This window comes from Limnohabitans sp. JirII-29, assembly GCF_003063395.1.
Lineage (GTDB): Bacteria > Pseudomonadota > Gammaproteobacteria > Burkholderiales > Burkholderiaceae_C > Limnohabitans.
Window position 1 is genome coordinate 242,059 of the sequence record NZ_NESB01000003.1, and the last position, 13,827, is coordinate 255,885.

The window sequence follows — 13,827 nt, forward strand, 5'->3', positions numbered from 1 at the left end:
GCCTAATTGCCACCGGGTTCAATCTAAAACCGGTGGTGTCGTCAGGTCATCGGGCATGTGTTGCATAGCCTCTTGAGCCAGGTACTCACGCAAAGCCAACAGCCCCTCGCCCGTTCGGGCGCTGACAAAGAAACGAGGTACAGCTTGGCCGTCTACCGTGTAGTGGTCATGCAACTGCATAGGACGCTTGTCCTCACTGATGGCGTCGAGTTTGTTGAACACCAGGACTTGCGGCACATCGGCGGCACCGATCTCTGCCAGCACCTTGTGCACCTCGTCCATTTGTTCTGGGAAATTCGGGTTGGAGGCATCCACCACATGCATCAGCAATGTGGCATCAGCGGCTTCTTGCAGCGTGGCTTGGAACGCATCGATCAAGCCGTGCGGCAAATCACGGATGAAACCCACCGTGTCAGACAAAGACACCGAACGCCCGCCCCCTTGCTTGTCGCCCAAATAGAGCTGCCGCGTGGTGGTGTCGAGGGTGGCAAACAGCTGGTCCGCGGCATAAGCGCGTGCCTTGACCAAGGCGTTGAACAAAGTGGACTTGCCCGCGTTGGTGTAACCCACCAGAGAAATCGTGAAGGCGTCGCGCCGCTGGCGTTGCCGACGTTGTGTGCTGCGCTGGCGTTTGACTTTTTCCAAGCGCTCACGGGTGCGTTTGATGGACTCGCCGATCATGCGACGGTCTAACTCGATCTGGCTCTCGCCGGGGCCACCGCGCATGCCGATACCACCGCTTTGTCGCTCCAAGTGCGACCAGCGTCGCACCAAGCGTGTGCTGAGGTATTGCAGCTTGGCCAGCTCCACCTGCAACTTGCCCTCGTGGCTGCGCGCACGCTGAGCAAAGATTTCCAGAATGAGCAAGGTGCGGTCATTGACCGCTATCCCCATGTGACGCTCTAAGTTGCGCTGCTGGGCGGGGCTCAAAGACTGGTCGAACAAAATTTCTGTGGCCCCGTGCAACACAGCTAGAGCTTTGATTTCATCGGCCTTGCCACTGCCCACAAACAAGGCTGCATCCGGTGCTTTGCGTTTGCAAGTAACGCGTGCCACGGGCCGCAACCCAGCAGTTTGAGCCAGTAGGCCCAGTTCTTCGAGTTCGCCATCAAAATGTGGCAAACCAAAATCTACCCCAACCAAAATGGTGGGTGCGTCGTTGTTGTGGCTGGAATCGGTCAAATGGTCAGTCTAAGAGTTCAATGTCAATGATGCATAAAAAAAGGGCTGTAACAGCCCCTTTTTCAGAGTACTCAGGTTCAAACTTCGGGCGAACTGCCTGTGCCGTCGGCGGCATTGAAGTTCACCGCACGACCCGGCACGATGGTTGAAATCGCGTGCTTGTAAACCATTTGGGTGACCGTATTCCGAAGAAGTACCACGTATTGATCAAAAGATTCAATTTGGCCTTGGAGCTTGATGCCATTGACCAAGTAAATGGAAACCGGCACATGTTCGCGACGCAATATGTTGAGGAAAGGATCTTGCAACAGTTGGCCTTTGTTCTTTGAGTTGTCGGTGTTCATGTTCACGATATTCTCCGTGTTTCAGTGGTTGTAAAAGAAGCCTCACCTTACCACAGCGGCAAGACTTTCTAACTCATTCAGGCGTCCTTGTCCTTGTAGGGATTGCTGGACGTGCGCATCTGAATGCGTAAAGGCGTCCCTTCCAAAGAAAACGCTTTGCGAAAACGCCCTTCCAAGAAACGCTTGTAGGCCTCGGTCACGTGCTCCAACGAGTTGCCATGAATCACGATGACAGGTGGGTTCATGCCCCCCTGATGGGCATAGCGCATTTTGGGGCGGAACATGCCGGCACGCTGCGGGCTTTGGAACTGCACAGCCTCAAGCAGCAAGCGCGTGAGCACCGGCGTCGACATCTTGCACATGGCCGCCCGGTGCGCTTGTGCGATGGCGCCCCACAGAGGCCCCAAACCTTGGCGCTTTTTGGCCGAGATGAAATGCAAAGCAGCAAACTTTAAAAATGGCAGCCGTGTTTCAATGGAGCGTTGCAACATCTCACGCTGGTATGCGTCAACCGCATCCCATTTGTTCACCGCCAACACCACGGCCCGACCGCTCTCCAAGATGTAGCCCGCAATGTGGGCATCTTGATCGGTCACACCCTGGGTGGCATCGAGCAACAGCAACACGACATTCGCAGACTCAATGGCTTGCAAGGTCTTGACCACCGAAAACTTTTCAATGGCCTCAAACACCTTGCCCTTGCGGCGCAAGCCGGCGGTGTCGATCAATTCAAACTTCTGACCATCGCGCTCAAACGGCACACTGATGGCATCACGTGTGGTGCCGGGCAAATCAAACGCCACCAAACGCTCTTCACCCAACCAGGTGTTGATGAGGGTTGATTTGCCCACGTTGGGACGACCAGCCACGGCCAGCTTGATCGTGCCGTCGTCGACATGCTCGGCGTCTTCGTCCACATCCGGCAGATGCAAAGGCGCGAGAGCCATTTCAACCATGGAGCGAATGCCCTGACCATGTGCCGCGGACACAGGCAACACTTCGCCCAAGCCCAACTCATAAAACTCCACCAATTGCATGCCTTCGCGCATGCCCTCGGCTTTGTTCGCCACCAACAAGCAAGGTTTGCCCAAGCGGCGCAAGTACTTGGCAATGTCATGGTCTTGCGCTGACAAGCCCCCACGGGCATCCACGACAAACACCACCACATCAGCCTCAGCGACGGCTTGCTGGGTTTGGCGAGCCATTTCCTTGTAAATGCCTTCTGTGGCATCGGGCTCAAAGCCACCGGTGTCGATGACGATGAATTCAAGCTTGCCAAACTTGGCGTTGCCATAGTGGCGATCACGGGTCAGACCCGCGTAGTCAGCCACAATCGCATCACGCGATTGGGTCAGACGATTGAACAACGTGGACTTGCCAACGTTGGGGCGACCCACCAGGGCCAAAACGGGTTTCAAAACATATTCCTTAACGACCCGCGATCACGGGATTTGCAAGCCCATCACGCGACCTTCGCGTGTGACCAACACTTGAGTTGTCCCTGCCTGAACAGGTGCTGCGGCCAACTCGCTGCCATCGAGTTTGACGCGGTTGAGCAAGGCACCATCGGCCAAGGACAACAGATACAACCAGCCACCGTTGTCTGCCAGCAAGACGCCCCTAGGCGTGACCAAAGGTGCGCTCAGAACACGGTATTTCAAACGTTCGGTGTCCCACAAGCGTTCACCATTGCTACGGTTCCAAGCCTGCACCACGCCGTTTGACAAGGTGGCAATCAGCAATTTGTCGTTGCCACTGACACCACGATCTCCGTTGGAAACACGGGTCCACACAGACTGACCACGTTCGGCATTGACACACCCAATTTGTGCCTGAAAAGCGCGTGCGCACACCACATCACCCTGTCGGTCAACAGGGCTGACCAAATCCACCAAGCGCTCCATGTCGTTGGTTCCGCGTGGTGTGGCAATGGCCGATTCCCAGCGAATCGCGCCGGTGTTTGGATCTAAACCTGCCAAGCGTCCCGACAAACCCGCCAGCAGCGTATTTTTGAAGGGCACCAACACGCCCGCCTGCTTGAGCACCAACGGTTCGCCCGGGCGCTGTTGCGTCCAAAGCTGGCCACCCGTGGCACCGTCAAAAGCCAACACCGAACGATCGGCCGTCAACACAAACACACGGCCACCCGCCAGCAATGGAGGCGTGAACGACGACGAGGTCAAATTTTGGCGCCATTGCACCTGCCCATCTTTGAGAACCACCAATTGGTTGTCACGCGTGACCACGGCCACTTGTTGACCATCGCTGCCCACGCCTGCGGCAATGGCTTGGTTCAGGTTGACACGCCAAATGTCTTGGCCGGTTTGCGCAGACAACACGACCACCGTGCCTTGGCTATTGGCCAAGGCCACGCGATCTCCGCGACTGGCCACCACCAACGGAAAGTTCACTGTCCCAATCTGTGCGCTCCAGGAAGTCCGCACGTCTTGCAACACGGTCACGTTGGGAAAATCTTCGGGTTTGGGGCGAGACGTGCCGCAGGCAGCCAAGCCCATGCAAAGCCCAAACACGGCAAGCTTAGAAATCACGGACCGAAAGGTGGTGTTCACTTGTTAGGTTCCTTGGCTGATGTTTCTTCAGGATCGGCGCCCAATGCGGATAACTTGACCGCCACCAAACGGCGGTATTCAGCATTCGCATCAAAGCCTTTCCAGGCTTGTTGGTAATGTTTGATCGCGTCAGCAGGCTTGTTCTCGAGCATGTCGATGTCGCCCAAGCGATCTGCCACCAAAGGTTCAAAAGACGCAGGCACCTTGGCAGCCAGTTGTTGGCGCGCCGCATCAAACGCTTTGTCTTCGATCTGCAAGGCGGCCAGACGCAAACGGGCCAGTGCTTGATAGCCCGCGTCATCGGATTTGTCGATCACCCACGTCAGTTGCTTGCGCGCATCGGCGGGACGAGCTTTGTCTTGGTAAATGCGTGCGGCCAACAAGGCCGCTTGCTGCGCGTAGCTGGTGCTGGCAAATTTGTCTTCGATGTCTGCCACTGAACGATCCAGCAGGGCCATGTCCGCGCTGATGGCGGCGCGCTCGACGGTGTCGTACAGCGCGGCCGACTGCGCCGCTTGCTTGGTTGACCACGACTGCCAGCCCATCCATGCTGCGTAGCTGCCCAGTACAGCAATGGCCGCCCAGGTGATCAGATCGCCCCAGCGCTTCCAAAAGTGCTTGAGCTCATCGATTTGTTCTTGTTCTTCGAGGTCGAGGTGAGATGCCATGGTGGTCAGTGCTTGCTAAAAAGTTAGGCGGATTGTAGGCGTGCGCTCTCTTGAGCCAGACGTTGCGTCACCGCATTGAGCACACCCGCCAAGGGGATGGCATCTTGTGCGCCGGCTCCGTCACGCAAGGACTTGAGTGTGACCTCGCCACGGGCCAACTCATCGCCGCCAAAAATCAGTGCCAACCGCGCGCCACTGGCGTCAGCCTTCTTGAATTGCGACTTCATGCTGCCCATGCCCTCACCCGCTCCAGCATGCATTTGCGCCGACAGGCCTTGGGTACGCAAGGTTTGCAGGGTGGCAAACACCACGGGCAAAGCCGAGGCATCGGGCACGATGGCGTACACATCCGGCCCCACTGCGTCTGGCAAGGTGCCTTGCTCCTTGAGCAACTCCAACACACGCTCAACGCCCAGGGCCCAGCCCACTGCAGGCGCGGGTTTGCCGCCGACTTGTTCGATCAGGTAGTCGTAACGGCCGCCACCGCAAATGGTGCCTTGTGATCCCAAACGGTCGGTCACAAACTCAAACACCGTGAGGTTGTAGTAATCCATACCGCGCACCAAACGCGGGTTGATGCGGTAGCTCACGCCGCTGGCATCCAAAATCGCACGCACCGCGTTGAAGTGAGCCAGCGAGGCTTCGCCCAAAAAGTCGATCAACTTTGGCGCGGCTTCCACCACCGCTTGCATGGCCGGGTTCTTGGTGTCCAAGATGCGCAGTGGGTTGCTGTGCAAGCGGCGTTTGGCTTCTTCGTCCAGCACCTCCAGATGCTGCTCCAAATGCGCAATCAGGGCGGCGCGGTGAGCGGCACGCTCAGACGGTTGGCCTAGGCTGTTGAGCTCCAGGCGCACGTCTTGCAAGCCGAGCTCTTGCCACAAGGTGGCGGCCAACAAAATCAATTCAGCATCCACCTCGGCCCCTGGAAAACCCAAGGCTTCTGCGCCGATCTGGTGGAACTGGCGATAGCGGCCTCGTTGCGGGCGTTCGTGGCGAAACATCGGCCCCATGTAGTACAGACGCTTGCCGCCGTCGTACAGCATGTTGTGCTCCACCACCGCGCGCACCACACCGGCCGTGGCTTCAGGGCGCAAGGTGAGCTGCTCGCCATTCAAGCGGTCTTCAAAGGAGTACATCTCCTTTTCCACAATGTCAGTGACCTCACCCAGGCCACGCACAAACAAGGCCGTGGGCTCCACGATCGGGGTGCGCAGGTTACGGTATGCATGGCGCGTCATCAAGCCACGCACCTTCTCTTCCAGCCATTCCCAGTGGGCAGATGCGGGGGGCAGCAAATCGTTCATGCCTTTGACGGCGGTCAAGGCTTGCTGCTTGGCCGGTTTGGCGACGGGTGCTTGGGGTTTGTCGTTCTCTGAAGTCACAGTGTTTCCATGGCACTTTGGCGTTCAACCAAAGCGTTTTTCGATATAGGTTTCAACAATTTGGTGGAACTCGCGGGCAATGTTCTCGCCGCGCAAGGTCATGGCCTTTTCACCATCGATGAACACGGGGGCCGCCGGTGCCTCACCGCTGCCCGGCAAGCTGATGCCAATGTCAGCATGTTTGCTTTCGCCTGGGCCGTTGACGATGCAACCCATCACCGCCACCTTGAGGTTCTCTACCCCTGGGTATTGGCTGCGCCAGACGGGCATTTGGGCGCGCAAAAAGTCGTCGATTTCTTTGGCCAACTCTTGGAAGGTGGTGCTGGTGGTGCGGCCACACCCCGGACACGCGGTCACACTGGGCACAAAGGCGCGCAGCCCCAAGGCTTGCAAAATTTCGGAAGCAATCACCACCTCTTGGGTGCGCGCTTCGCCGGGTTGCGGTGTCAGAGACACGCGGATGGTGTCGCCAATGCCTTCTTGCAACAAGATCGACAAGGCGGTGGCGCTGGCCACCGTGCCACGTGTGCCCATGCCAGCTTCGGTGAGCCCCAAGTGCAGCGGGTAGTTACAACGCTGGGCCAGTTCGCGGTACACCGCGATCAGGTCTTGCACGCCACTGACTTTGCAACTGAGCAAAATTTGCTCGGGCGCCATGCCCATCGATTCGGCCAACTTGGCGGAATCAATGGCCGAGGTGATGAGGGCTTCGTACATCACCTGCTTGGCATCAAAGGGCTGCGCACGCTGGGCATTGGTATCCATCAGTTGAGCCAGTAGCTCTTGGTCCAAGCTGCCCCAGTTCACACCGATGCGCACCGCTTTGTTGTAGCGCATGGCCGCTTCGATCATTTGGCCAAACTGCTTGTCGTGTTTGTCACCTTTGCCCACGTTGCCGGGGTTGATGCGGTATTTGGACAGGGCTTGAGCACAGTCGGGGTAATCGGTTAATAGGCGGTGGCCGTTGTAATGAAAGTCGCCAATCAGCGGCACCTGAATGCCCATGCGGTCGAGCTGTTCGCGCACATGCGGCACAGCTTGCGCCGCTTCAGGGGTGTTGACCGTCAAGCGCACCATCTCCGAGCCAGCCAAAGCCAGTTCTTTGATTTGAATGGCGGTGCCAATGGCGTCCACCGTGTCGGTGTTGGTCATCGACTGCACACGCACGGGCGCATCGCCACCCACGGTGACGACATGGTCACCCCAGGCCACGCGTGCTTGCAAACTGCGACGCGGTTTGGGATGCGACAACGAAATAGCGTGCGACTCAACGGCCATTGGCAGCTCCTGAAGCAGAGGGTGCAGGCACCGCGATGGCGGCAGACTGAACGGGCGTGATCACCATGTGACCGGTATTGACTTCAGCGGGGGGAATGACATCCACCACAGGCGCAGCAACAGGGGCCACAACAGGCACATCCACGGCGGCGGCAGGCGCCACCTCTTTGGCGCCGCCCAACCAAACTTGAATGTCAGGCCAAACCGCCAGCAGCAGGGCCAGCCCCAACACGGCCACTGCAGCCCCACGCAAGGGTGAGAAAAAGCCTTGAATGGCCAAAAAACTCGACTGTGGCAGCAACGAAGGACGGTGCAGTGGGCTGTCCAAGCCACGCTCGTCTTTGACGGCCAAGCGCGACACATCATGTCCTGGCAACAACGCCAACACCGGCGCTGGATCTGATTTGAGCTGGCGGCACACCGCCAGCGCCAAAGCGCGAGCAAACACAGCATCGGGCAACAAATCCAAACGGTCGTCTTCCAAAGCTTCAAGCTTGGCCACGGGCACACGCAGGGTCGAAGCCAGGGCCTCCAGTTTCAAACCATCGGCCTCACGGTAGCTGCGCAACACAGCCCCTGCAGTTTGGGCCACAGCAGGGGCAGCCCGCTCAACAGAGACGTCTGGGGCAGGTGTGCGGGTGTCTTGGGTCATTGAACTTCAAATTTCTGTTGGGCCAAAGCTTGTGCTTCAGCCGAATGTGGGAAACGCTGCAGCAGCTGTGCAGACAATCGTTGTTGGTCTTGGGGCTGCGCCAAGGCACGGGACAAACGAATGCCTAGCCACAGACTGGCGGCACTGGCTTGCGCGCTGTTGTTGAGAGGTGCCAAGGTGGCTTGTGCTTCGCTTGGGTGGCTGACTTGCCAGTCCAAAACAGCCAGTTGGTAACGTGCGATGGGGTGGTTGGGTTCGAGCGTGAGGGCTGTGTGCAAACTATTGCGCGCTTCGCTCAAACGACCTGCGCGCTGTTGGCACAGGCCCTGTGCCATCCAAGTCTTGGCTTGCTGGCGGTACATCGGTTGCGCCAAAGCCTGGGCAAACAGGGCTTGTGCTTCGTCCAAACGGTTTTGTTGACACAAAAACCACGCTTGGTTGTGCTGCACAGCAGCCAACTCCGCAGGACGTGAGGCAGCAGAGGCCAGGCGCAGGGCTTGCGCAAAGCTTTGTTGGGCCAACTCAGGGGCGTTGTCGCGCTGGTGGATGAGACCGAGCAGGCTGTACGCCTCGGCAAACTGGGGGTCAATCTGCAAAGCCGCCCTCACCTCTTGCTGGGCAACGTCGTTTTGGCCTTGCTCGAAGTAAGCCGTGGCCAAGCTCAAGCGACGCATGGCCCGCACGCGCAAGGCATCGGGCTCGGGTGTGGTCAAAGCGTCGAGACGGTTGGACTCGGACGTGGCACAACCCGCCGTGTTGAGCAACACCAGACCTAGACAGGCCATGGCGATCCAACGCAGGCAAGCGTGCAAGCCAGACCGGTTCATGACGGCACCTGCGTGAGCGAAATCACGCGCTGTTTGGCCATGCGCGCGTCGACTTGGGTGCGGTCTTTCACATCCCCTGCCAACTGGCCACAGGCTGCATCGATGTCATCCCCACGGGTTTTACGCACCGTGGTGATGATGCCTGCCGCACTGAGTTGCTCAGCAAAGGCTTTGACCGTGGCCGCACTGGAACGCGTGAGGCCAGAGGCTGGGAACGGATTGAATGGAATCAGGTTGAACTTGCACGGCACCGGCTCGCCAGCGCCACGCTTGGGCTTGACCAAATCGATCAAGGCCTGGGCATGTTCAGGCTGGTCGTTGACGCCATCGAGCATGCAGTATTCGAAGGTGATGAAGTCGCGCGGTGCATGGGCCAAATAGCGACGGCAAGCATCCATCAGCTCATGCAAGGGGTACTTGCGATTGAGTGGCACCAAGTTGTCACGCAATGCGTCAGTGGGCGCGTGCAGCGACACAGCCAACGCCACGGGACAGTCGTCGCCCAAACGGTCCATCATGGGCACCACGCCCGAGGTGGATACGGTGACACGACGGCGCGACAAACCGTAGCCATGGTCGTCCAGCATGGTGCGCAAAGCAGGCACCAAGGCATGGTAGTTTTGCAGTGGCTCGCCCATGCCCATCATCACCACGTTAGAGATCACGCGCTCGGTGGTGTTGAATTTTTTGCGCAGGAAATGCTCAGCAAACCACAGCTGCGCAATGATTTCGCCCGCCGTCAAATTGCGGCTGAAGCCTTGGTGACCGGTGGAGCAAAAACGACAGCCCACCGCACAACCAGCCTGAGATGAGACGCACAAAGTGCCTCGGTCATCTTCTGGAATGAACACGGTTTCGACGGCGTTGCCGTCTCCCACGTCGAACAGCCACTTGATGGTGCCGTCAGCAGAGTCGTGTTGCGAAATGGGGGTCAGGGGCTGAACCTGGGCACAGGTTTTGAGCTTTTCACGCAAGGACTTGGCCAGATCGCTCATCTGGTCAAAATCTTGCGCGCCCTTTTGGTGGATCCAGCGAAACAGCTGGGTGGCGCGGAAGCGCTTTTCACCCAGGCGCTCACAAAAAACGGCCAAACCGTCGAGATCAAAGTCAAGCAGGTTGGCCGTCATGTGTGTGCTGTGATGAAGCTGCCAAAAGCAGCATCACCGTTTGCCTCTTAGTGACCGTAAACGTTCATGCCAGCGAAGAAGAAAGCGATTTCAACCGCAGCGGTTTCAGCGGCGTCAGAGCCGTGCACAGCGTTGGCATCGATGCTGTCTGCAAAGTCAGCACGGATGGTGCCAGCAGCAGCTTTCTTCGGATCGGTCGCGCCCATCAGGTCGCGGTTTTTCAAAATCGCGTTCTCACCTTGCAACACTTGGATCATGACGGGGCCAGAGACCATGAAGTCCACCAAGTCTTTGAAGAAAGGACGCTCTTTGTGCACGGCGTAAAAAGCCTCGGCTTCGCCACGTGACAGGTGGGCCATGCGAGCAGCGATCACTTTCAAGCCAGCGGCTTCGAAACGAGCGTAGATCTGGCCGATCACGTTCTTGGCCACAGCGTCAGGCTTGATGATGGAGAGGGTGCGTTCGATGGTCATTTACTTTTTTCCTATGGAGTTGTTTTAGAAACTTTGGTTCGTCAAGTGCGAAGCCCGCTATTTTAACCGTTCTGCGTTGCCCAAAGGGGTTTACCCACAGGCATGCGGGTGATCAGCGCGAACCTCGCCCGCCACGCTTGGGGCCTGAAGGCGGACGCGGTCCAGTTGCGGGTTTGCCACCTCGCACCAAACCTGCTTTGAAGGCTCGCTGGCCGGCTTGTTTGCGCTGGCGTTCCATGTCAAAACTATCGGCGCCGATGTAGCCCACCGAGGTTTTCATCGGATCGGGCTGGGCATCACGCACAGGTGCCTGCGTGTTCTTGCCGCCCCGCTTGCGTTCGGTACGCACCAGGCGCTCTGGCCCCGTATTGCGTTCTTCTGGCGCACGCGGGTAGGAAGGACGCGGCCCCACACTGTTGCCGCGACGACGGCTGCTGGCGCGCTCGGTGCGGTGGTTGTGGGCGGGCCCGCTTTCCAGCGGCGCTTGGGCACCGGCAGCTTCCATCAGGGCGCGGATGTCGCGCTCGCCCAACTCCACGAATGCGCCACGTTTCAAGCCACGTGGCAGCACCATGGCGCCGTAACGAATGCGAATCAAACGGCTGACCGCGTGGCCCACCGCTTCAAACATGCGGCGCACCTCGCGGTTGCGGCCTTCCGAAATGGTCACGCGGTACCAGCAGTTAGATCCTTCGCCGCCGCCTTCTTCGATGGAGCCAAACTGGGCCGGGCCATCGTCAAGCTGAATGCCGTCAATGAGTTGTTGCTTTTGCTCCATGCTGAGTTTGCCCAAGGAGCGCACGGCGTATTCACGTTGCAAGCCAAAGCGCGGGTGCATCAATTGGTTGGCCAACTCGCCCGAGCTGGTGAACAGCAGCAAGCCTTCGGTGTTCAAGTCCAGGCGCCCGACCGACTGCCACTTGCCTTGGTACAGGCGCGGCAAACGGCGGAACACGGTCGGACGATTTTGCGGGTCGTCATTGGTCACCACTTCGCCCGCAGGCTTGTGGTACGCAATCACACGCGGAGGCGGCGGCGCAATGCGCACTTTGAGTTGTTTGCCATTGACCTTGATTTGGTCGCCAAACTGAACTCGCTGCCCCACGTGGGCGGGCTCGTTGTTGACCAACACATGGCCTTCGGCAATGAGTTTTTCCATCTCAATGCGCGAACCCATGCCCGACTGCGCCAACACCTTGTGCAGCTTGGGCGACTCGGGTTGGGGCAGCAGCACGCGTTTGCTGGGCAGGTCGTCTTCGCGGGTGGCTTCGACGTCAAATTCGCCCGACACGACGTCGGCGAACTCGATCACCGGCTCGTGGGGCAGCGTGGCCCCGTCGTCGTGGTTTTCAGGATGCATGGGGTTCTTCTTCGCCGTCTGAGGCAGGTTCAACAGGGTCTATCGGTTCGCTGGTGACAGCGGATGAGGGGGTGTCATTGGGCAAGGCCTCAGCCAGACTGGCGTCAACCTGCGCCAGTGCGGTCTCCAGCAAGACAGGGGCTTCAACGATGACAGGGTTGTTCTGGGCATTCACCGCATCTTCAAGCGCCATCAGCATTTGAGACTCGGGCGCTTCGTCGCTCAAGCGGGCAAAGGCATTGGCCTGCGCTTGCGCGGTGTCGTAGATCGGCAGTTGATCCAGTGAAGCCAAGCCTAAGTCGTCCAGAAACTGGCGCGTGGTGGCATACAGGGAGGGACGCCCCACGGTTTCACGGTGGCCAATCACCTCCACCCAACCGCGGTCTTCGAGCTGCTTGAGCACCAAAGAGTTGATGGTCACACCCCGGATGTCTTCCATGTCACCGCGCGTCACCGGTTGACGGTAGGCAATGATGGCCAATGTTTCCATGGCGGCACGGCTGTATTTGGGGGGCTTCTCGGGGTTCAAGCGATCCAGGTACTCGCGCATCTGGGGGCGGCTTTGAAAGCGCCAACCGGTGGCCACCTCCACCAATTCCACGCCACGCTGGGCCCAGTCTTGTTGCAGGTCTTCCAACAAGGTTTTGATCGTGTCGGCACCCAGCGCGTCTTGGAACAGAACGCGCAGCTCACGCACGGGCAGCGGTTGGTGCGAACAAATCAACGCGGTCTCAAGGACACGCTTGGCATCGACGGTATTCATCGTCTGCTGTTTCCGGGGTCATGATTGAAGGATGGGCCCCGAAAATCTGTCTCGGGGCGGTGGGTGGCAATGCAACAGGGGGAGGCCCACCTGGGTTTAAGAGCAATCGCAAGTCAGAGCCAAAGGGCTCACCGCTTTCACAAGCGTGAGCCCTGATTGTACTGGCAGACGCCGAATCAGGCTTGTTCAGGACTGTGCAGCTTCATTGCAGCCAACAAAGACGTCATGTCAGTTGGCAAAGGTGCCTCAAACACCATGGGCTGGCCGGTGATGGGATGCGCAAAGCTCAAGCGAAACGCATGCAAGGCTTGGCGGGCAATGCCCATATTCATGGGCCCCGCGTACAAGGAGTCACCCAACAGGGGATGTCCAATGTGCGCCATGTGTACCCGAATTTGATGGGTGCGACCGCTGTGCAGCGTGCATTGCACCAGACATGCGTCGTCTTGCGTGTCCAGACAGTCAAACGTGGTGTGGGCTTCTTTGCCACTTTGGCGGGTCAAATCGACCACCGCCATGCGCAAGCGATTACGCGAGTCACGGCCCACCGCAGCCTCCACCTCGCGACGCTTCGCGCCATTCCAGGTGCGGTAGGCCACGGCCAAGTACTCGCGATGCACCTCGCGCGCACCGATCATGGTGACCAAGGCGTCCATGCAGCGTCGGCTGCGTGCCACCACCATCAAGCCGCTGGTGTCTTTGTCCAAGCGGTGCACGATACCTGCCCGAGGCAGCATGACCGCTTGTGGGTCCAAGGCCAACAAGCCATTGAGCAAGGTACCGCTCCAGTTACCAGGGGCGGGGTGGACCACCAAACCGGCAGGCTTGTGGATCACACGCAGGTCGTCATCCTGGTAGACCACGTTCAAATCCATGGCCTCGGGTTTGAAGGCTTGGCTTTGCGGTGTGGGACGCAAGGTGACTCGGTAGCGTTCCCCCATTCGTACGCGGGCAGAAGCCTTGCTGACCACCCGGGACTCAGGCAGCAGACTGCTGACGCAACCCTCGCTCAAGAGCTGCTGAGAAAAACTGCGTGAAAACTCAGGCAACAAGATCGCCAGCGCACGGTCTAAGCGCTCGCCGTGCAGGGTGGTCGGAATATCCAACTCACGCCATTCCACTTCGGGGCCGTCTACCACATCGACGGTGTCGTCCAGCAAAGCATCCTCCTCGGTTGGGACAAGAGAGTGCGGCTGAGCCG

Annotated in this window: 14 protein-coding genes; all 14 read right to left on the reverse strand. The window is 58.7% G+C overall.

Annotation, left to right across the window (positions count from 1 at the left end):
• Nucleotides 1-18 precede the first annotated feature (18 nt).
• Nucleotides 19-1,182, reverse strand: a complete 1,164-nt coding sequence (gene hflX / locus B9Z39_RS06240) for a GTPase HflX (RefSeq protein WP_108301073.1) — start codon at nt 1,180-1,182, stop codon at nt 19-21.
• A gap of 77 nt (nt 1,183-1,259) precedes the next feature.
• Nucleotides 1,260-1,526 (reverse strand): RNA chaperone Hfq, encoded by a 267-nt coding sequence (gene hfq, locus B9Z39_RS06245; RefSeq protein WP_100148075.1) that lies wholly within the window; start codon nt 1,524-1,526, stop codon nt 1,260-1,262.
• 77 nt (nt 1,527-1,603) lie between these two features.
• Nucleotides 1,604-2,944 (reverse strand): ribosome biogenesis GTPase Der, encoded by a 1,341-nt coding sequence (gene der, locus B9Z39_RS06250; RefSeq protein WP_100148074.1) that lies wholly within the window; start codon nt 2,942-2,944, stop codon nt 1,604-1,606.
• Nucleotides 2,945-2,968: 24 nt separating this feature from the next.
• Nucleotides 2,969-4,075 (reverse strand): outer membrane protein assembly factor BamB, encoded by a 1,107-nt coding sequence (gene bamB / locus B9Z39_RS06255; RefSeq protein ID WP_233248931.1) that lies wholly within the window; start codon nt 4,073-4,075, stop codon nt 2,969-2,971.
• Between the two features lie 17 nt (nt 4,076-4,092).
• On the reverse strand, nt 4,093-4,764 hold the full coding sequence (locus B9Z39_RS06260; protein WP_108301075.1) for a tetratricopeptide repeat protein: 672 nt from the start codon (nt 4,762-4,764) through the stop codon (nt 4,093-4,095).
• A gap of 23 nt (nt 4,765-4,787) precedes the next feature.
• Entirely contained in the window at nt 4,788-6,068 is a 1,281-nt protein-coding gene (gene hisS, locus B9Z39_RS06265) for a histidine--tRNA ligase (protein ID WP_108301226.1), read from the reverse strand.
• Between the two features lie 102 nt (nt 6,069-6,170).
• A complete protein-coding gene (ispG, locus tag B9Z39_RS06270; protein ID WP_100148071.1) occupies nt 6,171-7,424 on the reverse strand; it encodes a flavodoxin-dependent (E)-4-hydroxy-3-methylbut-2-enyl-diphosphate synthase in 1,254 nt (417 codons plus the stop codon).
• On the reverse strand, nt 7,414-8,076 hold the full coding sequence (locus tag B9Z39_RS06275; protein ID WP_108301076.1) for a RodZ family helix-turn-helix domain-containing protein: 663 nt from the start codon (nt 8,074-8,076) through the stop codon (nt 7,414-7,416). Before B9Z39_RS06275 ends, ispG begins: the two co-directional genes overlap by 11 nt.
• Nucleotides 8,073-8,903, reverse strand: a complete 831-nt coding sequence (gene pilW / locus B9Z39_RS06280) for a type IV pilus biogenesis/stability protein PilW (protein WP_108301077.1) — start codon at nt 8,901-8,903, stop codon at nt 8,073-8,075. Before pilW ends, B9Z39_RS06275 begins: the two co-directional genes overlap by 4 nt.
• Entirely contained in the window at nt 8,900-10,030 is a 1,131-nt protein-coding gene (gene rlmN, locus B9Z39_RS06285; protein ID WP_108301078.1) for a 23S rRNA (adenine(2503)-C(2))-methyltransferase RlmN, read from the reverse strand. The genes pilW and rlmN overlap by 4 nt, the downstream gene beginning before the upstream one ends.
• Nucleotides 10,031-10,077: 47 nt before the next feature.
• A complete protein-coding gene (gene ndk, locus B9Z39_RS06290) occupies nt 10,078-10,503 on the reverse strand; it encodes a nucleoside-diphosphate kinase (RefSeq protein WP_100148067.1) in 426 nt (141 codons plus the stop codon).
• A 112-nt stretch (nt 10,504-10,615) separates the two neighbouring features.
• Nucleotides 10,616-11,863: a pseudouridine synthase gene (locus tag B9Z39_RS06295; RefSeq protein WP_108301079.1), complete on the reverse strand. Its 1,248-nt coding sequence runs from the start codon at nt 11,861-11,863 to the stop codon at nt 10,616-10,618.
• On the reverse strand, nt 11,853-12,626 hold the full coding sequence (scpB, locus tag B9Z39_RS06300) for an SMC-Scp complex subunit ScpB (RefSeq protein ID WP_100148065.1): 774 nt from the start codon (nt 12,624-12,626) through the stop codon (nt 11,853-11,855). The genes B9Z39_RS06295 and scpB overlap by 11 nt, the downstream gene beginning before the upstream one ends.
• A 176-nt stretch (nt 12,627-12,802) precedes the next feature.
• Nucleotides 12,803-13,786 (reverse strand): RluA family pseudouridine synthase, encoded by a 984-nt coding sequence (locus tag B9Z39_RS06305; protein WP_233248932.1) that lies wholly within the window; start codon nt 13,784-13,786, stop codon nt 12,803-12,805.
• Nucleotides 13,787-13,827 lie beyond the last annotated feature (41 nt).

Excerpts from the sequence above, each read along its gene's own strand:
- ndk (WP_100148067.1), bottom strand. The coding sequence starts at position 10,503 with ATGACCATCGAACGCACCCTCTCCATCATCAAGCCTGACGCTGTGGCC.
- B9Z39_RS06260 (WP_108301075.1), bottom strand. The coding sequence starts at position 4,764 with ATGGCATCTCACCTCGACCTCGAAGAACAAGAACAAATCGATGAGCTC.
- rlmN (WP_108301078.1), bottom strand. The coding sequence starts at position 10,030 with ATGACGGCCAACCTGCTTGACTTTGATCTCGACGGTTTGGCCGTTTTT.
- ispG (WP_100148071.1), bottom strand. The coding sequence starts at position 7,424 with ATGGCCGTTGAGTCGCACGCTATTTCGTTGTCGCATCCCAAACCGCGT.
- pilW (WP_108301077.1), bottom strand. The coding sequence starts at position 8,903 with ATGAACCGGTCTGGCTTGCACGCTTGCCTGCGTTGGATCGCCATGGCC.
- B9Z39_RS06275 (WP_108301076.1), bottom strand. The coding sequence starts at position 8,076 with ATGACCCAAGACACCCGCACACCTGCCCCAGACGTCTCTGTTGAGCGG.
- scpB (WP_100148065.1), bottom strand. The coding sequence starts at position 12,626 with ATGAATACCGTCGATGCCAAGCGTGTCCTTGAGACCGCGTTGATTTGT.
- hisS (WP_108301226.1), bottom strand. The coding sequence starts at position 6,068 with ATGAACGATTTGCTGCCCCCCGCATCTGCCCACTGGGAATGGCTGGAA.
- B9Z39_RS06295 (WP_108301079.1), bottom strand. The coding sequence starts at position 11,863 with ATGCATCCTGAAAACCACGACGACGGGGCCACGCTGCCCCACGAGCCG.
- hfq (WP_100148075.1), bottom strand. The coding sequence starts at position 1,526 with ATGAACACCGACAACTCAAAGAACAAAGGCCAACTGTTGCAAGATCCT.